At 57.0% G+C, this 23,375-nt stretch carries 15 protein-coding genes; 5 read left to right on the top strand and 10 right to left on the bottom strand.

Annotated elements, in window-relative coordinates:
• Window positions 1-67 precede the first annotated feature (67 nt).
• The 7 genes from Poly21_RS18070 to Poly21_RS18095 all read right to left on the bottom strand — a co-directional run bounded on the left by Poly21_RS18070 (window position 68) and on the right by Poly21_RS18095 (window position 11,513).
• A complete protein-coding gene (locus Poly21_RS18070; RefSeq protein ID WP_302119477.1) occupies window positions 68-2,887 on the bottom strand; it encodes a CRTAC1 family protein in 2,820 nt (939 codons plus the stop codon).
• A 509-nt stretch (window positions 2,888-3,396) separates the two neighbouring features.
• Window positions 3,397-3,564 (bottom strand): outer membrane protein assembly factor BamD, encoded by a 168-nt coding sequence (locus Poly21_RS27665; RefSeq protein WP_302119479.1) that lies wholly within the window; start codon window positions 3,562-3,564, stop codon window positions 3,397-3,399.
• Window positions 3,565-3,688: 124 nt separating this feature from the next.
• Window positions 3,689-4,900, bottom strand: coding sequence for a DUF1559 domain-containing protein (locus Poly21_RS18075; protein WP_146408269.1), 1,212 nt, complete (start codon window positions 4,898-4,900; stop codon window positions 3,689-3,691).
• Window positions 4,901-5,264: 364 nt separating this feature from the next.
• Window positions 5,265-6,626, bottom strand: coding sequence for a Gfo/Idh/MocA family protein (locus Poly21_RS18080; protein ID WP_146408270.1), 1,362 nt, complete (start codon window positions 6,624-6,626; stop codon window positions 5,265-5,267).
• Between the two features lie 77 nt (window positions 6,627-6,703).
• On the bottom strand, window positions 6,704-7,873 hold the full coding sequence (locus Poly21_RS18085) for a dienelactone hydrolase family protein (protein ID WP_146408271.1): 1,170 nt from the start codon (window positions 7,871-7,873) through the stop codon (window positions 6,704-6,706).
• Between the two features lie 78 nt (window positions 7,874-7,951).
• Complete coding sequence (gene galK, locus Poly21_RS18090; RefSeq protein ID WP_146408272.1) at window positions 7,952-9,163, bottom strand: galactokinase; 1,212 nt, start codon at window positions 9,161-9,163, stop codon at window positions 7,952-7,954.
• 274 nt (window positions 9,164-9,437) lie between these two features.
• Window positions 9,438-11,513: a c-type cytochrome domain-containing protein gene (locus Poly21_RS18095; protein WP_146408273.1), complete on the bottom strand. Its 2,076-nt coding sequence runs from the start codon at window positions 11,511-11,513 to the stop codon at window positions 9,438-9,440.
• 232 nt (window positions 11,514-11,745) lie between these two features.
• Here Poly21_RS18095 and guaA point away from each other — a divergent pair, with 232 nt between their 5' ends.
• Together guaA and ettA are read left to right on the top strand one after the other, a co-directional pair.
• Window positions 11,746-13,386 (top strand): glutamine-hydrolyzing GMP synthase, encoded by a 1,641-nt coding sequence (gene guaA / locus Poly21_RS18100; RefSeq protein WP_496109474.1) that lies wholly within the window; start codon window positions 11,746-11,748, stop codon window positions 13,384-13,386.
• Between the two features lie 158 nt (window positions 13,387-13,544).
• Window positions 13,545-15,224 (top strand): energy-dependent translational throttle protein EttA, encoded by a 1,680-nt coding sequence (ettA, locus tag Poly21_RS18105; RefSeq protein WP_146408274.1) that lies wholly within the window; start codon window positions 13,545-13,547, stop codon window positions 15,222-15,224.
• A 117-nt stretch (window positions 15,225-15,341) separates the two neighbouring features.
• Here the strand turns inward: ettA and Poly21_RS18110 are convergent, their stop codons facing one another.
• The gene (locus Poly21_RS18110) at window positions 15,342-15,749 is read right to left on the bottom strand and encodes a hypothetical protein (protein WP_146408275.1); all 408 of its coding nucleotides are present in this window, start codon (window positions 15,747-15,749) and stop codon (window positions 15,342-15,344) included.
• Between Poly21_RS18110 and Poly21_RS18115 the strand changes: the two genes are divergently transcribed.
• Window positions 15,748-20,055, top strand: coding sequence for a hypothetical protein (locus Poly21_RS18115; RefSeq protein ID WP_146408276.1), 4,308 nt, complete (start codon window positions 15,748-15,750; stop codon window positions 20,053-20,055). The two genes, Poly21_RS18110 and Poly21_RS18115, sit on opposite strands and share 2 nt — an antisense overlap.
• Before the next feature lie 32 nt (window positions 20,056-20,087).
• On the opposite strand, the gene Poly21_RS27670 is transcribed toward Poly21_RS18115, so the two are convergent.
• Both Poly21_RS27670 and Poly21_RS18120 read right to left on the bottom strand, forming a co-directional pair.
• Window positions 20,088-20,234 (bottom strand): hypothetical protein, encoded by a 147-nt coding sequence (locus tag Poly21_RS27670; RefSeq protein ID WP_302119482.1) that lies wholly within the window; start codon window positions 20,232-20,234, stop codon window positions 20,088-20,090.
• Window positions 20,235-20,261: 27 nt separating this feature from the next.
• Window positions 20,262-20,735 (bottom strand): Rrf2 family transcriptional regulator, encoded by a 474-nt coding sequence (locus Poly21_RS18120; RefSeq protein WP_146408277.1) that lies wholly within the window; start codon window positions 20,733-20,735, stop codon window positions 20,262-20,264.
• A 174-nt stretch (window positions 20,736-20,909) separates the two neighbouring features.
• Here Poly21_RS18120 and Poly21_RS18125 point away from each other — a divergent pair, with 174 nt between their 5' ends.
• Both Poly21_RS18125 and trpC read left to right on the top strand, forming a co-directional pair.
• Window positions 20,910-22,232, top strand: a complete 1,323-nt coding sequence (locus Poly21_RS18125) for a hypothetical protein (protein ID WP_302119484.1) — start codon at window positions 20,910-20,912, stop codon at window positions 22,230-22,232.
• Between the two features lie 316 nt (window positions 22,233-22,548).
• Window positions 22,549-23,331, top strand: a complete 783-nt coding sequence (gene trpC, locus Poly21_RS18130) for an indole-3-glycerol phosphate synthase TrpC (RefSeq protein ID WP_146408278.1) — start codon at window positions 22,549-22,551, stop codon at window positions 23,329-23,331.
• Window positions 23,332-23,375 lie beyond the last annotated feature (44 nt).

Here is a 23,375-nt window from a genome sequence, read left to right on the forward strand (position 1 = left end):
ACTAGGGCACCGAGGAACAGGGAGCGTGCTTCGGTCGGTCGACAGCTTTGGATTCTCAGTAAATGATTCACGGCTCAACGGCCCATAAAAATTGCCGCTCTACTATTAGTACAGCCTGATCGCTACTTACATTCTTGAAAGAATCTTGGTGCCCCGAAGGCCAATAAACTGTTAACTGGAGTCCTTCTCCCTTCGGAAATCCACCAAAGAAGAGTGCCGATTCGTGCTGGCACGCATACCCGTCGCCGCTGGTCAACCACCGGGTTTGATTCGTGCCGCCGCACTCGACCAAGACTCTCGCGCCGACCGCAGAACGTTCGCTGTCGATGCCGGTCAATTGAACTTGTAACCAGCCACCGTTTCGTTGGTTAATCGTCTGGTTTTCTAGCAATGCGGCTGGGCGGTCTTGGAACATAGCAACCATATCGACCAGCCCGTCTCGGTTCAGGTCGGTGCGAATAAGCCCACGTCCGATTGAAGGTTTTGCCCAATCACCCGCCGTCGCTACCATCTCAAACCTTGCATGTTCTTGGCAAAATAACTGAGCGGGCATTTTGTGAGCAATACCAAGATGACTTAGATCTTCAATATGGCCGTTGAGCACCGCGAGATCTTCATCGCCGTCGTTATCAAAATCAAGAGCGACAGTCCCAAACCCAAGCACAGGGATGCTCTCGCTCGCAAGGCCGCTGGCGGCAACTAGGTCGTTAAAAACTCCGTCCGCGCCTTGCAGATAGAGATGCGCCGGTTCGTTAAGGAAATTGGTTACGTGAAAGTCGATCCGATTATTTCGATCGAAATCAGCAGCGGCGACGCCCATTGAAGCCCCGCTTCCGCCGAGCGATGAGTAGGCACAACCGCGAATCTTGGCCAAGTCGATCCATTCGTATGCGTCCCCACCGGTCGAACCTACCCGCAAGGAAGTTGGCTCACGCTTCCAAAGTCGATTTGGCTTGGTGTCATTGGCGATGAAGATCTCGTTACCGACTTGATTATCGAAATCGCCGACAACGACGCCCAGGCTAGGGGCAGGAATTTCTTCACGATGAAAGACCTCCTCCCTCCACTGCTGGGTGCTCGATTGCAAGTGCAAGACATCGTGGGCAGCGACATAAGACTCGGGCCCCCTATAGTCGATTGCGCGCCCGTGTTCGCTGATTGGCAGTGACTCAAAGACCCGAGGGTCATCGAGATACCGAATTTCAACGATGTCGGGAATACCATTTCCCGTCAGATCGGCAACAGCACCACCAGCGGACCAAGCTCGATCGTTCGTCCATGCAGGAAACTCCGCACGAGAAAAAGTTCCATCGGTGTTGTTGATTAAACACTCGTTGTGTCCAAAGTTACAGACCAACAAATCTGGCCAGCCATCTTGATTCAGATCACCCGAGGCAACGGCCATCGTGAAGTACCCATCCTCAATGCCGGAGGGCTTGGAGCAATCCTTGAACATGCCAGCAGCCGACCGAAATAATCGGTTGGAAGTTTCACTGGAAGCTGGCGCTGGAGCATTGCGACTTGGCTCACAGCCGCCCTGTCCAAAAAATAAATCAACCCATCCATCGTGATCAAAGTCCAATGCGCATACGCCGCCTCCGAACTGCTGAAAGATTTGCAAGTCTCGTGGAAGTGGAGGGCTGGCATTCTTATAGCGAAAATGGAGATGTCGCTCACGTGCCTTGTCGACAAAACGTACGACTGCTGCGAACTTTTCCGATGTGTCGACGTGACCCTCGCTGCCTGTATCGATCGGCTTGAATTCGCCGATGATGGCTGCGATTCTTTCGACCGCTTGTTGGTGCGTCGCAATTGGATCGTCGCTACGAAGCCCGAACGTACTGACAGTTGCTGTTGGGAATCCGGTACCGGTAGCTCGCAAAGCTTGATAGCGATGCCTCAGCGAGTCCACCGTCGCCTGATCAACGCTGGCGTCCCGCATCGTCGCAATCATCCGCCAAGCATTGGCTTCTAAAGCACGTCCGACGTGATCGAGATGATCGGCGAGGTTAATGATCAAGCCTGCAGTTTTCTCAGATGATTCAGACCCGCGGTCCCCGATTCGGTTCCCCAAGATCACCGTTCTCTTCAACCGTTCCATCCGTTGCGTGATTTTTCGCTCGATCTCATACTGCTGAGTCTCGTTCATCCAGTTAGCGAGCAATCCAAGGGCCACGCGATCGGTTGGATCGCGAAGGATCGCTTCAGCCATCAAAGAGATCGCTAGGTTGGTGTCGCGTAAATCGTCGTGTGCTAGCTTGCTCAACGCAAACCAATGATCTGACAACAAAAGTTGATCTTGATTGAGATGAGCCCACCAAATCCGTAGTGTTTGTTCGTCGTTGGCTTCCACCGTGGCGCGGCCCATGAGTGCTAGTGCCGCGTTCCATCCCGATTCAGCAGAAGCTGCTGTTTCAGAATTGTTGATCACTTCCGACAACAGATCAATCGCGAGATGTGGCTTGTGTGAAGCCATCAAAATTTGAGCGCGAGCGATTGGTCCGGTCCAAGTGACGGGCCTCTGCACTGGCTCAGTACTGAGACCCACCGTTGACGTCAGCGATGGGTCTTGAATCGCCAGCAAGGAAGCTAGTTCGGTTTGACGAACATCGCCTAAAAGCACGAGGTTGCGAAGATGCTGCGCAGCTTCGTGACGTCGGCCCAACGAATTCAGCAACGCCGCCAACTGACGATGTGCAGTAGTCGCTTCGGGAAAGTGCTTGAGTAAAAGTTGGTATCCAGCGATCGCTTGCTCGGAGTGTCCTGTTTGGGCAAGCCAATCTGACCTCACTCCCAATGCAGCAGGTCCCACGTCCGATTCATGCAAGTCAATCTGCTTCAGCGTTTGAATCGCTTCGCCAACGCGCCCCAATCGATTCTGAATCATCGCGACAGAATACAAAATCGTTGGATCATCAGGGAACTGAATAAGACACGCCTTGACCGTCTGATCTGCAGAGCCGTCCGTATCAATGCGCTGTGGGTGATCTAAAAGCTGATTCAATTTCTCCAGAAACGCTTGGCGATTACGTTGGTCACGTTTGGAGACCTGTGGCCCGGCGTCCTCTTGAGATGAGGAGGACGTGGTACTCGGTTTAGATAATTGCGAGTCGGTTTGAACTCGTTGCCGCGTAACCATTGGGGCCGCAGTTGGTCGACATCCAATCGCAGCACAGACCGCAGTCAAGCAAATGACAGAAGAACACAAGTCCCGTAACGTCCTACGGCTGCACGTCTCATGTCCTCCCCAGATTGAATGTTGCTTTGTGTTCAACCTTCACCCTCCCAGCAGGAAGGTGAAGAAAACTGCACAACGTCTCCGAGGAAAACATTTGCCCCTAAACGGAGTAGGTATGTTTGACTGAAACACACAATGTCATAAAGATAGAAACCAGATTAGTTAATATTCTTCATTGCTTTTTCGTAGTCGTCCGTTTCCATCTCTTTGTCCGTTTCGGTCGCGGGCGCTTCACCCGTGGGTTGGATGACCGTACTGGAATCTCCACAACCGGAGATCAATGCGAACGTCATGGACAATATCAGCAGTATACTAAACGATTTCATGTGGTTCATTCGTGTGAAAAGTAGTGAAATATTGAATGTCATTTCGAGAAGAAACTCCCGAACTCGGAACAATCAAGGGGTAGAACTCCCTTAATAGTTTTTTGCACGTTAGCAGGGCGATAACTTACTGATCAAGCGAAACGGTTTCTTTGTTGCCTCTCGTGCCAAGACCGCCCCACACCCCATACGGACTTCGTTGGCCCGCATTGACAGGTCCGGCCTGCTTATTCCCAGCTTCGATGGACTCGGTGATGAACCTGACCGCACCGTCACCCATCAAAACATGGGCTCCTCCTTGGTGGCGACTGCTCGCGGTGATGGCACCGCCACCCTCGGTCCACCGATCCACGCACAACTCCGAGTTGGGTGGAAGATTCGTGAACATTCCGGTAGATGTGGGCAACGCGATCATCCACATCATTCCTCGGTTATAAATATCGTTTGGGCTGTGCATGGCACCAGGTCCTGACGGTGCCGGACAGTCGACTCCGTCACACCAAAACGAGGGGCGCTGAGGATCGATGTGCCCCGTCTCCGCACAAATGGAAACATTCGATTCCACCGTATCCAACGTTCGATTGAGCGTGGTTCGCTTGTCATTGTCGCCCAAATCTGTCGTGATCTCGCCCATCGCAATTGTGTTGGCCAACCCGTCCAAAACGTCCCGGAATTTTCGATCGGTACGATGGGTGAACATACCGCGTGCATAGCGGCCTTGAGTCTGCTTGCTGCCCGAGATCACATCAAACGGATTGGGGCCGCTCCAACGGATTGGACGCGTGAAGGGTGTTCCCTGAAAGGCATCACCTAAACAAAATGCATAGTTCGTTCGGCCGCCGGCGGGCAGCCCTACGCCCGGGTCACTCGGGCACCGCATCGCAGGCGTTTCCGTCATCCAAGGAATGTATTGGTCACGCCCGCCATTGATCCGTGGTGCCGGGCCCATCGCAGGCCACGGCGGCGATTGGGTTCCCCCATCCACCCGTTGGACCGATGGATTGCTGATCATTTGCCATAAAGCTTGTTGTTCCATGAACGGAAGCAAACCGGCCATCGCGCTCAGCGAGCCGGAGTTATGTGTGTTCTGTGGTGTCCAGGCGTCAGGTGCGTCGTCGCGCCAAGTGCCGGTGCTATATCGTGGAAGTTGATCGTAAGCTGAATGATAATTATGCATCGCCAAACCGATCTGTTTGAAGTTGTTACTACAACTCATCCTTCTCGCCGCTTCACGAGCAGCCTGAACGGCAGGGAGTAATAAGCCCACTAACACGCCAATAATTGCTATGACCACTAAAAGCTCCACTAATGTGAAGCCACTTGAAATCCTTCTTTTCATCGCTGAGTCCTCGAGAAAAAGGTCGCCACAATCGAAAATCGGTGGAGCTTGAGCTTGCTGCTCAATAGACTTCACCGGAGGTGGCCATGTTACTGAGCACATTCACGAGCGTCAAGTTAATTTACGCAAAAGCGGCGCTGTGTTAAAATCTTCCCCGCAATCAATCTTCTCGACTGGAAAAGGAGGGCAAGGTGTAACGCCGTTGACATCGACGTTGACCTAGAATGAACTCTGGCCAGAAGCGTTCCGTTCGTGAGAGGGCACTCGCCTTGATCCTGACTAAACTTAATTAGCTAAGAGGTGTGTGAGCATCGGCTCGAAAAACATGGTTGCTTGCGATTCATTGCCCAACAGCGATCGTCGTTTACACCCAGGCGGGTTCCCAGCCCTTTCGATATTTCTTGGTGATCCACTTCTGAGCGTCGGCGTGATTGGTAATCTCGAGCGACTTGGCATCCCACTGCAATTCTTGCATGGGGAAACGGATCCCAATCGTGCCTAACAGGACCGTCTCGGTGAGCGGCCCGGCATAATCGAAGTGGGAAGTTGTTTCGCCGTTGCCGACACACGCATCGGCCCACTGTGTGTAGTGGTCGACGCTATCAACCGTGGGCAATTCCGCAGCGGTGTAGAGGTCTTCGGGGAACAGTTTTGGCATGGCTACGTGCGGGATCACCAGTGATCCCTTCTCGCCAACGAGGACTGACCCTGCACCAGGTAACTCATAATCGGCGGGAATCTGCCCCAGTTTCTCTCGCGGTGGCCGCGCGCCCACGGCGTCATACCAAGTCAACTTGAGCGTCGAGCCCGCTGTCATGTCGGTGCCTGGGAATTCATAACGCACTGTCGCGCGATCGGTCCACGTTTCAGGCATCAGCGGAGGGGCCTCAGCGGTAAGTCGCGTCGGTGAGGTCAAACGCAGAGCCTTGAAGACGGGATCCATGATATGGCATCCGAAATCGCCGAGTTGTCCGGTACCGTAGGCCTGCCATCCACGCCAGTTGAATGGGTGATACAGACCTGTTTTGTAGGGTCGCTCTGCCGCGACGCCTTGCCACAAATCCCACCGGACCGACGGGGGCACCGGGTCGCTACCGGGCGGGCGGGGAATGTTTCTCGGCCACGATGGCGAGCCACCCTGCCAAGAGTGTACCTCCTTCACCTTTCCAATTTTACCGGTATGCACCCAATCCACTGCGGTACGGTAGGCGGTGTGGGATTGAATTTGGTTGCACATCTGCGTCACGAGCTGATACTTGGCTGCCGCCTCCTGCATCTGCCGAACTTCGTACACGGTGTGCGCCAGCGGCTTCTGACAGAAAATGTGTTTCCCCAGTTGCATCGCCGCCAACGAGATAGGAGCATGCATGAAGTCGGGGGTCGAAACCAATACGCCGTCGATGTCGCCAGACTGATCGAGCAGTTGACGCCAATCCGCATAGCGTTTCGCTTCAGGGTACTTCTCGGCAGCCCGTCCGAGATGCTCTGCTGAATCATCGATATCGCATAGCCCCACGACTTGCACAACGGGACTGGCCGCGACCCCGATTAGGTCGCTCCAACCTTTCCCACCCGTTCCGACGCTAGCGATTCTCAGTCGACTGTTGGCCCCGTAGACTCGGGAGTAAGACGCGGCATTGAGACTGATTGCGGTGCCCGCGATGGTGGCGGTTCGCAGAAATGAGCGGCGGTTGGATCGTGGGGGCGAGTTGGATCGTAGGGGCATTGGTCTCTCCTAGAGAGGGCAGGAACACTCGTTCGAGTGCATTGGAGGGAGGTGGGAGGCACGCGTCCATTGACAGATCACGGTTTCAGAAAGTGCTCAAAGAACGCGTAAATGACTTTGTTGGACTCTTCGTTGGGAGAGTGCTCGGGCCGGTTCGTCATCGCCACCCGGTTCTGGTAACCCAGGATGCGGTTGACTTCAATCAAGTGGTTGAGTGGCTCCCACCGACGAGGCGGATCTTCGGCGCCGCCGGAAACCAACAGCGGACGCGGTGCCATCAGAGAGTGTAACTCATGCAGGTCGTGGCCTGTTGCTCGAAGCTCTGGGTACAGCCCGTAGGCAGGATTCTCTGCCGTGATCAGCCCGCGCTTACGCCAAGGTTTGGGGTGATAGCCGAGATACCATGGCTCCCAATAGTTAATGCTTTCGCGTGATTCATCGAACACGATTCCTGGGTCAGACCAGGCGGCACAGGCAAACTTGTCAAATAGGCATGATGCAAACATGGCCCATTTGCCACCAAACGAATGACCCACAATCCCAATTCGCTGTGCATCCACTTCGGGCCGGTTGGCGAGGACATGCCATGCGTTTGCCGCGGCATAGCCGAGCATGGAGAGTGGTGCGACTTGAGCGTCTTCGATACTGGGGTAGTACAGAGAATAGGTGCGTGCTTGGCTGGCCTCGGTCGTGCCAATGGAGAGGACCACGAACCCGCGACGAGCCAGCTCCAAGGCAAAGTCACGATCGGGAGTCCCCAGCCCGATAGCGGTTTCCGGCTCGTAAAATACGGTCACGACGGCTGGTCGCGGGCCTTCACCATCGGGGATCAGTAAGTATCCCGTCGTTTGTTCGTTCGGCGTCCAATCGAATCGAATCCGATGCTGGGTGAAGTTCTCGCGACGGATCGTTTCGAGGATCTGCACGTCGGGCTCAGTGATCAAATCCGGCCATTTCCCCAGTTTCGACTCCCAGTCCTGCAGGATCTCCTCGCGGCGGCGTTCCCAGTCATCTGCCGTTTTCGCGCGGGTACCATCTGTGAACTGCAACGGCGATGGGTAGTCGCCGAATTGTCCCTGCCAAGCGGTTGGCGGTGAGAAATAGGGAGCGATCGTCTGCCACGGATCCGACGAAGCGGCGCCTCGATTTGGATCCGGCCCGGACTCATGCCGCAGAGACTCTCTTTGCTCGGCAAAGGCGGTGTACGCAATCAGGCCCACCAGCAACGTGCAGACGGTTCGTCTCATAGGTTCATTCCTAATGGCTGGGGGAGGATAAATAGAGATCCGCCGCTTCTCGTCCCTGTGCCTATTGTTTCGGCCTGTCTACGACACAATGTGCGCACCGAGGGCGGGACAGCTAGTGAAGCAGGATGGCTTCACGCCGGTTTCAGCTTCGTATTCTTTCATTAATCTGTCGATCAGAGCGGGGGCCGACTCTGTTTTGACAAGCGTCACCGTACAGCCTCCGAAGCCCCCTCCGGTCATGCGGGAGCCGATCACGCCGCCGGCCTCACCGACACCACGGGCGAGGTCGACGAGCAAATCGAGTTCGCGGCAGCTGACTTCAAAATCACGGCTGAGCGAATCGTGACTGGCGTACATTAATTCGCCGACCTCGGTCAATCGACTCGCCGAGAGTGCTTCGGCAGCACGCGTGGTCCGCTGAATCTCGCCGACGACGTGGGAAGCACGCTGATATTCAGAACCGCTGAGCTGATCACGGCACATTTGAATATCGTCGCGCGTGACGTCGCGCCAAGATGGTTTACCAATGATCTTCAGCGCCGAGTCGCATTGCGAACGTCGCTCCGCATACTCGCCACCGTTGAGTTCGTGTTTGACGTTGCTATTGGTGATTAACAGCGTGACTCCATCGTCGGTAAACGGCACGGCTGTGATTTCTTGTGACCGGCAGTCCAGCAGCATCAACTCGCCCGCCCTGCCAAATACGCTGCTGAACTGATCCATGATTCCGCACGGCACGCCGGCGAAGTCATGCTCGGCCTTCTGACATATGAGGGCTTTCTCTCGCATGTCAAGCGTGGTGCCGGTGACCGCTTCGAGCAGTGTCGCTGTCGCGACTTCGAGCGCCGCGCTGCTAGACAACCCGCCACCGAGCGGCACGGTGGAATCAAAGGAGACGTCCAGCGGAGGAACGTCGAGACCCACACCGGCAAAACCAGCGAGAACTCCTTGCACGTAGCAGGCCCAGCCCGGTGTATCGAGATGGTCCACCGGACTACCGTCGCTGGCCAGCAGCGCGTCGGAATCCATGCTGATACTGTGGAATCGCGACTGGGCATGCCCACTGCCGGCTCGCGAGCCCGCCATCACAACGTATCGCTCGATCGCCATGGGCAGCACAAAACCATCGTTGTAGTCAATGTGCTCGCCGATCAAATTGACCCGCCCCGGTGCCGCGACAACGAATTCGGGCGGCTGTCCATATATCTCTTCATGCGTGTGACGGACCCGGGTTACCAGTTGTGCCAAGGTTTCGGATACCGCGTCGAGTTCGTCGGAGGAGTTCATCATGAGTGTTATTGCGGAGAGATTCGCGGGTGGATTGAGTAGCTTGGGACCATTGTCCCGAGCGCGCAAATCGGTTTCGGACGGGACAATGGCCCCATCCTACGAGATTGCCGTCGCTCGGCGACTTCCAGCACAATATCGCTGCGTCAAGCATAGCCAAAATACGCGTCCGGCAGTGGCCACGACTGCGAGAATTTGCTCGCTCAGGCCGAATTCTGAGCGGCATGTCTCAACAATGGATCCACGTCTCCATTTTTCGGTGAGACCGCATGGGCATTCATTTGACCCATTTCAGCCAAGCGTCGAAATAGGCGGTAGGTGTACCTCCCATGCCAGATTGAAACGCCTGGTCGAAAGGCATGCCCTGTTCGAGATTCCGAATCACCGCATCGAAACCGCGTTTTCGCTCACGGGTCAAGAACGACTGACAGACGGCAGCGGCAATTTGGTCTGCCCGCTCGGGGGCTAGTCTTCCAGCGAAAAACTCTTTCCCGGAATCCATCGTCCCCACCGCCAAAACGAGTTCGGACTGCATCTTTGCGAGTTCCGCTCGGTCATACTTGGTCTCTGAAGCGGCGACGACATGGCCCAACCCGTCGGCGAACCAGCGTGGCACGGAGCTGGCCCGGCTCGCCACGGCGAGACTGGCGACCGGGGCGGCGAGGCGTTCGGCAATTTCCTCGGGCTCATCATTGTCGGAGGCAACGACGGCGATATAGGCCTGGATACCATCGTAAAACCAATGTGATTCCCAGTCAGAGGGAACGCTGCGCTGCTCCACCATCTGAGCGAATTCGCTGTAATCGTATCGGCGGGGCAGCACGTAGATCGACGCCTTCCCATTGAAAAAGGCCTCCGCAGCGGCACCCTTGGCGGACAATGTTTTAGCGGGCAGCACGCGGGAGCTTCGCAGAAGGTCTGCCTCGGCTTGCTCACCAACCATCTTCAGCGTCTCGGGGCGGACAGTCCCCCAGATCGCAAAGTGGTCCGTCTGCGCCGATGCCAGGTCGCCGGAATTGCCCCCAGCCAACGCAAAATGCTCGCTCGCAAGTTCCTGACGGCGGGCGCTGACTTCGGCGGGCGAGGCGGCGGCCAGCCAGGCCCGCTGGGTCATCACTTGGAGCGATTCGGCGCGCTCGTTCTCGGGAACTGTCGCGCCTTCGTCGATCCATTTGGAGATCAATGCGATTTCCGAGTCGGCCAGCGGTGGACGACCGCCGGCGGGCATCCGCGCCCCTTCGGTGCCTCGGAGTTTCTTCACGAGCAGGCTAGATTCGCCTTGGCCGGGCGCGAGGACCGGTCCGCTGTCCCCACCGCGAAACATTCTCGCCAGCGTGTCCATTTGCAAGCCGCCCTTGGTCTGCATCGCAGCGATATGGCAGCCGCTGCAATTGTCGACCAATAGCGGCGCGATTTGGCTGGCGAAATCAATGGCTTCCCTGCCGGTGGGTGCTGTCATTTCCGGCGGCGCAGCGGCCATCTCCATCGCGGGCTGCGGAGTCGAATCAGGCGCGGCCGTGGCCGGTAGACTGGTCAGCTTGGCGGCCGGATCCTGACCGTCGAACTTGGCCCCTTCATTGATCCAACGTTTCAGCAGGGCAAGATCCTGGTCGCTGACCTTGCCACCGCCCCGAGGCATATCACCGGTTTCAATTGTCTCGATTAAGCGACTGCCGATGGTGTCCCCGGGAAAGACCACGACCCCTTCACGCGGGCCTCTCATCAACACGCTATAGCTCTCTAGCGAGAATCCGCCTTTTTTCGCACGGACATGACAGCCGCCACACTTGGCGTTCAGAATCGGGGCTACTTGAGAAACAAAGCTGACGCCGTTGCCCTCAGGGCTAAAAGGACTCGGTGGGGGCGACGCGTTCGCACCGCTGCTGAGGTCGGGCGTACCCGACTGAGGCATCGTTGAGTCCATGTTCGTCATCGCGTTCGCATCGCCGGATCCTGGACGTGGGGGTGGGACGAAAGGAGCAATCGCAACGCCTTCGAGTTCGATCATCACTCGCGCGTCCGAAATTTTCTGAATCTTAGGAAGCAGGGCATCGTAGAGTTCGGGACTGCCTGCCTGGACAGCAACCTGCACCTGCTTCATCGCATTCTCCAACGCCCGCGCCGATGACTCAAAATTGCCCGCGACGTACTCCGCACCCGCCTTGCCAATACTAGCCCCGACGGTGTTGTACGCTTGGCGGTAGACCGCATCGAGTCCCACGGGAGGGTCGTCCGCTATGGCTTCAGAAATGGCGAACCATGCGAGGACCAAGCACACTACACCCGCGGCAGGCCGCCAAAATTCCGAGACACGACTAAACTTGGCCAGGTAGGGTCGCAGAGCATCAGTCATGGGATTCGGGGCCATCGGAGTGTCAGAATGTGGAAACAGGTTGGTACACGGGGCGAGATCCCCCTGCCACGTCAGGTCGCGGGAATCCTTCTCATCATAAACCGCAAACGCTTGGGAATCGAAAATGAACCCGCCAGCTGCGATGGCGGCCGCGGATGCCGCCCCTTGGGAATTTGTGAAACAGCTTCTAAACTATTGAATTGGCCCGCACCGCAGACTTTCGGCGAAACCGATGACGATCCACTCCACCCGTACTGAATCTCACTCACTTGACGGCAAAAATCCTGACGAGGGGGAACGTCAGACAGCGATGAGCGATCCGGCGGCGCAGCTGACCGAGCAGCGGATTGTGGTGCTCGATTTCGGCTCCCAATACGCCCAATTGATTGCCCGACGCGTCCGCGACCAGCACGTCTACTGCCAGATCGTTCGGCACGATATCACTGCCGATCGAATGGCCGAACTCGCTCCTCGTGGGATTATTCTATCGGGTGGACCATCGAGCGTTTACGAGGAGAATGCACCCCAGATTGACCCAGCGATTTTTGATCTCGGTATTCCTATCCTGGGAATTTGCTACGGCATGCAGATCGCCTGCCAAGCACTCGGTGGTAAAGTCGACAACACGCCCAGCCGTGAGTATGGCCGGGCGATGTGCGATTTCATCGATCACGATTCCATCTTCCGCGGCATGCAAGCGTGCGAGCAGGTCTGGATGAGCCATGGTGATCAGGTGTCACAGATCGCCGATGATTTCACCGTGATGGCCAAAACCGCCACCTGCCCCTACGCGGCGATCCGGCACAACACGCGGCCGGTGTACGCGATGCAGTTTCACCCCGAGGTCACTCATACTCCGCACGGTGGCCAGATTCTGCACAACTTTGTCCGTGACATCTGTGGATGTGATGGCAGTTGGCGATTGGGCGATTTCGCCGATGCCGCGATCGCACAGATTCGGGCCACTGTCGGCGACAAGCGAGTGATCTGTGGCTTGTCGGGCGGCGTCGATTCCTCTGTCGTCGCGGCTTTACTCTACAAAGCGATTGGCACGCAGCTCTCATGTATCTTGGTCGACAACGGGATGCTACGGAAGAACGAGCAGCGGATTGTGATCGATGAGTTCTCCAATCACTTCAAAGCCGACTTGCACGTCGTGGATGCCGAAGACCAGTTTCTCGACGATCTCGCAGGCGTCGAAGAGCCTCAAGAGAAGCGGCGACGAATTGGTTATGCGTTCATCGAGTGCTTCAAAGCGGAGGCGGAAAAAATTGAAGACGCGCACTTCCTCGCCCAAGGCACGCTGTATCCGGATGTCATCGAGAGCGGTGCAGACAAAGATGGTCCGGCGGCGACGATCAAACTGCACCACAACGTAGGTGGACTCCCCGATGAACTCGGATTTGAGTTAATCGAACCGCTACGGGATTTATTCAAGGACGAAGTCCGCCGCCTCGGTATCGAACTCGGGCTGCCTGAGCAACTCGTCTGGCGACACCCCTTCCCCGGTCCCGGACTGGCCGTTCGCTGTCTCGGCGAAGTCACTCGGGAAAAACTCGTGGTGCTGCGAGAGGCGGATGCGATCGTTGTCGAGGAGATTGAGAACGCTGGTTTGTACCGCGAAACTTCGCAGGCATTTGCGGTATTGTTGCCTGTGCAAAGTGTCGGGGTCATGGGCGATGCCCGAACTTATGACAATGCAGTCGCCGTTCGCTGCGTCAATACGGACGATTTCATGACCGCAGACTGGAGTCACCTCCCTTATGACTTGCTCGCTCGGATCAGCACGCGGATCATAAACGAAGTCAAAGGCGTTAACCGCGTGTGCTACGACATCAGTAGCAAACCTCCCGCCACGATCGAATGGGAGTAAGAACATGAGCGAAGTAGACACGCTCGAATTCCCCTCAGACCCAACCTCCCGTGGAAGCCAACGTTAGCAACATCCTCGGCTGACTGCGAACTCCGCTTCCCCCCCCAGATTCCGAAACTCTCCTCTCACATCTCCCCCACTCCCCCCACTGATTTTTCATGGCCGGACAATTCATCTATCAAATCACTGACCTGACCAAGAAACACGGTCAGCGAAAAGTGCTCGAAAACGTCAACCTCGCTTTCTATCCTGGGGCAAAGATCGGTGTGCTCGGACCCAACGGGGCCGGCAAATCGACGCTGCTGAAGATCATGGCGGGCTACGACAAGGAATTCGAAGGCACCGCGCGGCTGGGCAAAGGATTCACGGTGGGCTATCTCGAGCAAGAACCGCCACTGGACCCGACCAAGACGGTGTTCGAAAACGTGCAGGTCGCCGTTGCCGAGCGGCAAGCGATCATCGACCGTTTCAACGAAATCTCTGGCTTGCTCGGTGACGTCACCGACGATGACGAGATGACGAAACTCTGCGACGAGATGGCCGAGCTCCAAGACGTCATTGACGCGAACAACCTGTGGGAACTCGATCGGTTTGTCGAAATGTCGATGGCCGTGATGAACCTACCGCCCGCCGATGCCGAGATCACGAATCTCTCCGGTGGTGAGAAACGCCGGGTCGCTCTATGCCAGCTCTTGATCCGCCAACCCGACCTGCTGCTGCTCGACGAACCGACCAACCACCTTGATGCCGAGAGCGTATCGTGGCTGGAACAGCACCTCGCAAAATATCCTGGCACCGTTGTGGCTGTGACGCACGATCGTTACTTCCTCGACAATGTGGCCCAGTGGATTCTCGAAGTCGATCGCGGCAAGGGGATGCCTTTCGAAGGCAATTATTCGGCTTGGTTGGAAAACCGGGCGAAGCGGATGGCTCTTGAGGAGCGTCAACAGAAGGCGCGTGAGAAGAACCTCGCTCGCGAACTTGAGTGGATTCGTATGAGTCCTAAGGCACGGCAAGCAAAATCCAAGGCACGGATCAAGTCCTACGAGCAGATGTCCCAGGAGGTCTTCGAGGACCGTCCCGATGAACTCGAAATCCAAATTCCCTCGGGCAAGCACCTCGGCTCGCTGGTGATCGAGGCTGACAAGGTCAACAAGGCATTCGGCGACAAGTTGTTGATGAAGGACATGTCGTTCCGTCTGCCGCCGGGCGGAATCGTCGGCATCATCGGCCCCAATGGAGCTGGCAAGACGACGTTGTTTAAAATGCTGACAGGTCATGAGCCGGTCGACTCGGGCACGATCAAGATTGGTGAGACGGTGGATCTCGGCTACGTCGACCAGTCTCGCGATGCACTCGACCCCAATAAAACGATCTACCAGGAGATCAGCGGAGGCCACGATTCACTGGACATGGGCGGTCGCCCCATGCATGCCCGCTCCTACGTTTCGCGATTCAATTTCAAGGGCCCCGATCAAGAGAAGAAGGTCGGTATTCTCTCCGGTGGAGAACGCAATCGCGTTCACCTGGCCTCGCTACTCCGGAAGGGTTGCAACGTGCTGCTGTTGGATGAACCGACTAACGATTTGGACGTGGACACACTACGGGCCCTCGAGGAGGCGATCGAAAACTTCGCCGGTTGTGTCGTGGTGACGTCGCACGATCGCTGGTTCCTCGACCGCTTGGCCACGCACATCTTGGCGTTTGAAGGCAACGGCCAAGTCGTCTGGTGCGAAGGCAACTTCGACACCTATGAACGTAACCGCCGCGAGCGGATGGGTGAGGATGCCGACGACGATTCCAAGAAGGCTCGTTACAAAAGCATCCATGCTGGTTGATGCCAACTCGGTTAAGCCCCTCGTTAAATATTTCAGATGCGATAAAACATGGGACTTGATGGCGATGCGTGATGATCCACGCATCGCACTTTTTCCCTACACGTATCACATCACACACTAGGCAATCGACACGATGACGATCCTACGAGTCGGCCCAAACGAGAAGTACACCGATGGCTGGGCAGCCGCTTTCGGCGGCGGTTCCACCCCCAGCAAGCGAAAGACCACCAAGAAGGCGGCCAAGAAATCCGTTAAGAAATCGGTGAAGAAGAGCGTGACTCCTACCGCTGCTGTTGCCAAGAAATCAGCCAAGAAGTCCACGAAGAAGTCGGCTGTCAAAGCAGTCAAGAAAACGGCGAAAAAGTCCGCCAAGAAGTCCGTGAAGAAAGCGGTGTCGGTCAAACGATCGACAGCAAAGGCAAGTAAGAAGGCGGCTAAGAAGAGCGTCAAGCGGACGGTGGAAAAGTCGGCCCGAAAGCCATTGAAGAAGACGTCGAAAAAGAGCGTTAAGAAAGCCTGAGCCATGTCATCGAATCCTCCCAGCGAACGTCCGCAGGACTCGCCTCGCCGTGAGGACTCTGAGGCAGGTGATCAAGCGGCCTCACCGCTGAACTTAATCCTGCCCGACAATGACTTTGAAGCGACTTGGCGGGCTGCGCTCGAAGGGCCGTCGGAAGCCGGTCGAGATGCTTTGCAGAGTCTGTTGGGGTACCTCACGTTCTCCTCCGGGCCCGCCGCACCGGCAATTCTCAAGGCTTGGAACCGGGTGCACGATGAAGCCGCCGGTGGCGATGTTCTGTCGGGGCCGCCGCCATTTTTGATCATGCGGCACTGGCTCGAAGAGACCACCGAGAAACTGCAGTCGAGCGAGTCCTCTGCGTTTGGAGATGTCACTCGAGCCCGGACGGTGATTCGGGTGCTGTGGTCCAAGCTACTGCCCGCCTACCTGGATTTTCATCGCGACCTGCTCTTTCACCTTGAACCCGAGATTCTGTTCAACGGGCTGTTTCTGGCACGCTGCGCCGAGGCCGTTCTCGCACATGTTGGTGACGCTGCGACAATCGCAGACGAAAACGAACTCGTCGAGCGAATCATCTCTCAGCTCAATGACTACGTCGGCTATCGCCCCGTGGCAGTCCTCGAGAACCGCGCCTGCCAACCCTATTCGCATGAGTTTGTGCGTCCCATCCCCATGATGATCCATGGCGTGGGGATCACGGCGGGACCGTATCGAGAGCTGATTCGCAGAGCACTCAAAGCCATCACGGAGGCTCCGGAGGAGATCCTCCGCGCCGCGGCGATGGATCCTGATCAGATCCGCGAGTTGTGCTTGGACCCGCGTGCCTATGATTTCGATCATCCCGTCAACCGCCGTCCGAATTATCACTTCGGCGGCTGGGACGAGCGATCGATTGATAGCGATGGACGCTATGATCGATTCATGCTCCGCAGTGTCACTCTCGATGCGCTGCTATGCCGTCTCAACGAAACGACCGATGCGCCTGCTGACGAGCTACTCGATGAAGCCGCATCGGTGCTCGCGGGCACGATGCTGATGGCGTCGGGAGTTTCAGGATGGGGGCCCGGCGCCTATTCGAGCGACGTGACGCTCCGCTCGCTGATGGTACCGATCGCGAATTATCGCGACGAGTTCTATCGTTGGCGGATATCTCAAATCGGTGGCCAACATGGAGAACGACTATTAGCCGAAGCCGAGACGCGGCACCAGCCTTTCGGAGCCGCACGGCAGCATCTCAACGCTTCGCTGGCAAGGAGCCGGGCCGTGCAGTTGCAGCATGTGCAGCTCGCCCGCATCTACGCCCGCATGGGCTACGCTGATTCGGCGGCAAAGCAAGCCGATGTGGTGTCAGCGGCGTCGGCGAGATTGATGTGCCGGATCGATTGCGGCATGACCCTCGGACTGCGCTCTCTGCGTAGCGGCGACCTGCCCGCCGCGATCCAGGTTCCTGCCGCTAGCTTTGATTTGATACGCCGCGCGATCGAGTGCGGTGGCCTGATGGACCCCTGGGACATTCTCGGTTTTACGGGCAACTTCAGCCTCTATCCCGGCATCGAGAACACGATTCACGACTCGCGACTCGATGAGCTGTTGTTCATCATCGAAAGTCTATTTGGATACATCGCGAGGGTTTGGAGCGAGGCGGCGGCGCGCGATGACGAAGCGGCCTACGACCAAATGGATGCCCAGTACCGTGAGATCGCCCAGTGGTGGCGGACTTTTGCCGCCCACACGGTGGAGTCGGTCGACGCCGCGGATCCCTGGGAATCCTACGAGTCGGCACGGTTGGTCGCCCAGGCGCTGCGTCTGTGGCATCGCGGCGGTGCACGTCATGGTGATATCGCGTTTTGGGCTCCGCACGCCGAGATGTTTGATTCACCCCGGGCGTACATGCTCGTGATCACCGCACTACTCGAACGCAAGGATTTCATTCCCGCCCAAGCCCTGCTGATCCACTGGCTGGGCCAAGCCGATCGAGTGGGGCTGCGGACCGGCGCGAGCTCACTGCCGCGACTTGCCGAGCGTTGGCTGCTGCAACTTCGCGACCATCTGCGTGACGAGCCCACCGAACTGTGGCCACGCGTGAACAAGTTTTTTGACTATCTCGAAGCCAACGCGGAGTCCTATTGGTCAGCACCCCATTTCGAAGTCGGCGACTCAGCACTGGGTAACCACTCGGCGGACGATTGGGAACGAGAGCTCGCCAGCGCCACCGACGACTTGCTCGATCCCGAAGCTGACCTCGAGGATGACGAAGATATCTTCGCCGCTGCCTATGAAGGCATGAGCTATCAAGATACGACGGATGACGGTAACGAAGGTTCAATTTTCGACACCGGCGGCGACTCGGACAGCGTCGACGAAATCGAGACCGAAGTGAAGCGACTCGGCAGTCGACTCGACTTCCTGCAAGCCCTCGCCCGCATGTGGGCCGTTGGTGCCGACGTCGCCATCACTCACCACCAGTTTCATAACGCGCCGTCGACCTCGCCGAAGTCGTCCAGCGGCGATGCCGAGAGCGCCCGCCAAGCCCGTCAGCAACAAGAACAGCAAATTGAGTCATTGCAGGCGTGGGCGCGACGGGCGGTTAAGAACCGCATTGGCCTGCTGCAACTGCTCAGCGACGTACGTGCGTACAAGATCAAACCCGCCGGTACCGACAAAGAATCCATGCGGACCTACGACCGACGTCGTGTCCTGCGTGATGGTTTGATGGAACGCATCATCGAAACTGCCGTGGAAATGTCGGACGCCCGGCGGTTGATCAGCAGTGCATTGTGCGCTCTCAATGGGAACCTTTCATCGGATCTCAATGAAGAGTTTGCCGAAGACGACGCGGGCGCAATCGAACTGTTTGCCGCCTTGATCGCAGGCGATTCGGAGTTGGCGCGAACGTCGTTCCCCGCGTTTGTCGAGTCGATCATCCAGCGGAACCTGCTCTACATTCCCCTCTCGCGCGGTGGCGATCCTGTCAAAATTTACGTTGCGAGACTGCGGGAACGTGTGCTCCGGCACCTGTTGCACTGGATGCCCCGCCGCGGCCTGATTGTGGAAACCTGCCGGCTGATCGAGACCGCGAGACAGATGGAACAACGCAACCCCATCGGTGCGGGTGCCGTCACCGAGTTCGACGGACTCTACCGTGCCGGCTATCGTTCGCTCGTGGGATCGTTTTCTGACTCAGCGCTGCATAGCGAAGCGGCGCGGCACGGCGACGCTCACGCCAAGTCGAGCGACGCTTGCGAACCTTCCGTCGACAGTCGCGAGCTGACTGCGACCGACCAACATGCAATCTCCCAAACGCTGATCCCGCTGCTTGAAAAGCTAACCGAGGTGATGCTCGGTAGTTGGCTGGCCCACAGCCAAACACTCCGTCTCTCGCCACTGGAGTCGGTCAGCGATGGCCCCAAATGGAAACGGCTCGTCGAGTTCATTCAAGCCTTCGGCGACCCCCTGTTCACACAAGGGTTCCTGCAGCTGAGCAACATCCGGGCAGTGCTACACCAAGGCGTCGAGAGCTGGCTCGGCAGGGCGCTGGAAGATGGCGACGACCTGCTCGACGAAACCGAATTGATGCGAGCTATCGAAGAAGGCAGAATCGAACTGGGCGAAGCGGCACGCTGTATCACATTGGTGTTCGAATCGTTGATGGACCACCATGCCGAGTATCAAGATTACAACAGCACCACGACGCAGAGCGATCGCGGTGAAATGGTCTACACCTTTCTCGACTTCTTAAGACTGCGGGCTAGATACGAACGGGTCGCTTGGAACCTCAAACCGATCATGTGGACGCATCAGGTGCTCGTGCGCATGAATTTAGGCGAAGCTGCCCTGGCATGGCGGGAGAGTCTGAACGAGCGGATCGCCGCAGAAGCCGAACTGTACGTGAAGCGTTTGCGAGAACTCCAGAAACGCTATTCGATGCGAATGCCCACGATTGCCGATCGCTTGGAAGAGCGATTCGTACAGCCGATGACGATCGACCGCATGCGTGCGTTGATCGCTCCTGCGATGGCCGATGCGGAAGCCAACCAGGAACATAGCTCCGCGTTCGAAGAACTTGAGTTTGAAGCCAATCAGCTCACACGAACCCCTGTCGGCGTCGGCTTGGATCTGCCGCCCTGGCTGAGCGAACTCGACAAGGAAGTTGAAAAGATCGGCAAGCGGAACCTGGCCAGTGAGATTGATCTGCAAGATCTGATCACGATCCCTGTCAGCCCACTCACCCTCGACGAACTTCGCTCGCAACTCGCCATCGCCGCGTCGCAAGGCCGCCGGCTACCACACATGCGCGGCAAGTCGAAATGAAGTCGCCTAGTGACATCGGCCATGCGCTCTGTTCAGGCTTCGGCGATCACAATTTGGCCGGTAGCTGACTTTTCTGGTAAGCAGATCTCTAGCTCGCCGCAGAACCTAGCCGTCTTGGTCGGCACGCTACGCAGACGAGTATCCCCGAAGTGCTTGCCCAGGGCGGCGATCGACTTCACGCAACTCCTCGCACCCACCGGGCGTGGCTAATCCGACTCACTGCACGATGAGATGCAGGTGCTGGCGCTCGGCGTTAATGAGACACTCTCACAGAGTGGCTGGATCGGACTGGCGGATTCCACCAGTTCGCGAATTGTGACACTGGCAAAGGCCGCTTCGGTCGCCGCGTAGGCTTTATCTAGCTCCGCGTGCAGCGGGCAGAGGGACGTGTGCGACTTCAGCCCGAGCGGACAACTGCGGATGCGCTCGACCGGAGCTACCGTATTGACCACGTCAAGAATCGTCAGCGTGTTGGTGTCGCTGCATAGCTCGTACCCGCCTCCGGGGCCTGGCCGTGAAGTGACTAATCCGGCCGCCGCCAAATCTTGCAGAACACGGGTTAGGTAGCGTCGGGGCACCTTGGTCTCGACGGCTAGCTGATCCGCTGATACTGAATTGCCCACGCGGCTGCCCAAGCAGGCTACCGCTCGCAATGCATATTCCGCTGTCTTTGAAAGCATCTCAATCCAATGAAAAGGAACATCCTACCGAAATCTGCACCTTGACGTGCAGAACAAGATCCTATACCATGTCGTGCAGTAATGATGATATCGGGGACCGTGCTTGAAGGCAAATGCGACCTCGTATCATCACACCTCTCTTATCCAGCCCTGCCTCGCCTACTGGATCTCAACATGCTGCTGCGCCGCGTCCTACCTCACGTACGCTCGATGTGGCTGGGTTGTTTGCTGAGCATGTTAACGACTGCTGCAGCCAACGCCCAGATGAATGGTTACGAGCGGCCACCTATCGACTATCTGCACACCGAAGTTCATGATCCGGTGGCGAAACTAGCAGCACAGATTCAAGCCGGTGAGACCCAATTGGCTCATGATGCGGAATTCGGGTACTTGGAATCGGTACTGCAGGAATTGGATGTACCGGTAAATTCGCAAACGCTCGTTTTTTCTAAAACGAGTTTGCAAATCAGTCGAATCTCTCCACGTCAGCCTCGCGCGTTGTACTTCAATGACGACGTGTACATTGGGTATTGCCAGAATGGCAAGACGCTTGAACTGGTGGCGACCGATCCTCAGCAGGGGGCGATTTTTTATACGCTCGATCAAGCGGACGAAACAACCACACCGAAGCTCACTCGAGACCGAGGGCAATGCCTCTCCTGTCATGTTTCCAGCCGCACACAGAATGTACCGGGGTTCCTCGTCAGGAGTGTGTTTGCCGATGCGGCGGGGCGTCCCAAACTAGGCAGCGGTACGTTCACGACGGATCAAACGAGCGACTTTCGTGACCGCTGGGGTGGTTGGTATGTCACGGGGCAACATGGTTCGATGCGGCATATGGGCAATACGATCTGCGAGGGTGACGAATACACTTTCGATCGCGAACCGGGGGCCAACAAAGTTGACTTGCGAGATCGGTTTCGCACCGAAGCCTATTTGACGCCGCACAGTGACATTGTCGCTCTGATGGTGCTCGAGCATCAGACCCAAATGCACAATGCGATCACGGCGGCCAATTATGAAACCCGCCAGGCGCTTCACCAGTCCTATCAAATGAACGAACTGCTTGACCGCCCCAAGAACTTCCTGAGCGATAGTGCACAGCGACGGATCTCAGCGGCGGCCGACCGCGTGCTGGAACACATGTTAATGTGCGACGAGTTCCAACTCACCGACAAGGTATCTGGAACGACCACGTTTGCCGCGGACTTCCAAGCCCGAGGTAAACGCGACGCAGCCGGGCGGTCACTGCGCGATTTTGATCTCAACACGCGGTTATTTCAGTACCCTTGCAGTTATTTGATTCACAGTGACGCCTTTGGCGGTCTCCCCGACGAAGTCCGCTCAATCATCCTCGCTCGGTTACTCGATGTGTTGCAGAATCGGGACGAGTCCGAGCAGTACGCGCACCTCAGCAAAGAGATGCGAGCGAACATCCTCGCCATCCTCCGCGAGACCCTGCCGGAGTTCCAACACATCGTGTTCGCAAAGCAGTGACCGGCGTTTCATACCAACCCGAAGTGTCAGCAAGGTGCCCCACTGTGACATACTAACCCTTAGCGCGAGCGTGGAAACACATACGATTCCTCGCTGGCGCTGCGGGTTCGTGTTGGCCGTGGCGTCTATGCATCGAGGACGTATTGTACCGCTGCATCCCAATTTGATTTGTCGTTGAGGTAGCGTTGACTGTCACGTTCAACCCACCATTGGGGCCGTACATCATCCTTGCACGCTCCCCTCCATCGCCCTGTCTTGATAACATGTCAGTCTTGCAATTCTGACATGTTCGAACCCGACATTCGATTGATTTCCCTTGACGATTCTCGATGATATTCTTGTTAAAACTCGCGAGACGATCCAGCGGGATCGTGAGCTTGTTTCGCCTGCCCAGCTCGCCGACGCCGTGGCCGAGATGCTCCCCTGCCGAGATTTTCACGCCGCTTTGGCGACTGGCGAGGAGGTGCGGTTAATTGCCGAAGTCAAACGAGCCAGCCCGTCGGCAGGTCTCATCCGCGAGAATTTTGATCCCGCAGCGATCGCATCTGCATATGCCTTGGGTGGTGCCGCCTGTATCAGCGTGTTGACGGACGAACCATTTTTCCAAGGTTCGTTGGATTACCTGCGGGCGGTTCGGCAAGCAGTGGATCTACCCATCCTGCGGAAGGATTTCATTATCGATGAATATCAGTTGCTGCAAGCGCGGGCTAGCGGAGCGGATGCGGTCCTGTTAATCGCTGAGTGCCTAACGCCCGATCAGCTCATCGAACTGGACGCACGAGCCAGTTCGCTGGGAATGCAAACGTTGATCGAGCTCTTCGAGCCCGATAATCTCGCCGCCGTTTTGGCGACGAAGACGCGACTAGTCGGCGTAAACAACCGGGACTTGCGTTCGTTTCGTACCGATCTGAGCCACACACTGCGCGTTGCCGAAGGAATCCCTGCAGATCGATTGATTGTTGGTGAGAGCGGCATCGCCAGCTATGACGACGTGCTGCGTCTGAAGGCGGGCGGCGTGAAAGGTATACTGGTGGGTGAGTCCTTGATGCGTCAGGACGACATCACCGCGGCCACCCGGCGACTGCTAGCGGGATGTTGATTCAATCGACTTTGGAGACGCTACCGAATCTTCCCTGCACCCCG

The organism is Allorhodopirellula heiligendammensis (assembly GCF_007860105.1).
Classification (GTDB): domain Bacteria; phylum Planctomycetota; class Planctomycetia; order Pirellulales; family Pirellulaceae; genus Rhodopirellula; species Rhodopirellula heiligendammensis.

What these genes read in the sequence shown, in the direction of transcription:
- Poly21_RS18070 (WP_302119477.1), bottom strand. Translation starts at nt 2,887, where the DNA reads ATGATTCAGAATCGATTGGGGCGCGTTGGCGAAGCGATTCAAACGCTG.
- Poly21_RS27665 (WP_302119479.1), bottom strand. Translation starts at nt 3,564, where the DNA reads ATGAAATCGTTTAGTATACTGCTGATATTGTCCATGACGTTCGCATTG.
- Poly21_RS18075 (WP_146408269.1), bottom strand. Translation starts at nt 4,900, where the DNA reads ATGAAAAGAAGGATTTCAAGTGGCTTCACATTAGTGGAGCTTTTAGTG.
- Poly21_RS18080 (WP_146408270.1), bottom strand. Translation starts at nt 6,626, where the DNA reads ATGCCCCTACGATCCAACTCGCCCCCACGATCCAACCGCCGCTCATTT.
- Poly21_RS18085 (WP_146408271.1), bottom strand. Translation starts at nt 7,873, where the DNA reads ATGAGACGAACCGTCTGCACGTTGCTGGTGGGCCTGATTGCGTACACC.
- galK (WP_146408272.1), bottom strand. Translation starts at nt 9,163, where the DNA reads ATGATGAACTCCTCCGACGAACTCGACGCGGTATCCGAAACCTTGGCA.
- Poly21_RS18095 (WP_146408273.1), bottom strand. Translation starts at nt 11,513, where the DNA reads ATGACTGATGCTCTGCGACCCTACCTGGCCAAGTTTAGTCGTGTCTCG.
- guaA (WP_496109474.1), top strand. Translation starts at nt 11,746, where the DNA reads ATGACGATCCACTCCACCCGTACTGAATCTCACTCACTTGACGGCAAA.
- ettA (WP_146408274.1), top strand. Translation starts at nt 13,545, where the DNA reads ATGGCCGGACAATTCATCTATCAAATCACTGACCTGACCAAGAAACAC.
- Poly21_RS18115 (WP_146408276.1), top strand. Translation starts at nt 15,748, where the DNA reads ATGTCATCGAATCCTCCCAGCGAACGTCCGCAGGACTCGCCTCGCCGT.
- Poly21_RS18110 (WP_146408275.1), bottom strand. Translation starts at nt 15,749, where the DNA reads ATGGCTCAGGCTTTCTTAACGCTCTTTTTCGACGTCTTCTTCAATGGC.
- Poly21_RS18120 (WP_146408277.1), bottom strand. Translation starts at nt 20,735, where the DNA reads ATGCTTTCAAAGACAGCGGAATATGCATTGCGAGCGGTAGCCTGCTTG.
- Poly21_RS18125 (WP_302119484.1), top strand. Translation starts at nt 20,910, where the DNA reads ATGCTGCTGCGCCGCGTCCTACCTCACGTACGCTCGATGTGGCTGGGT.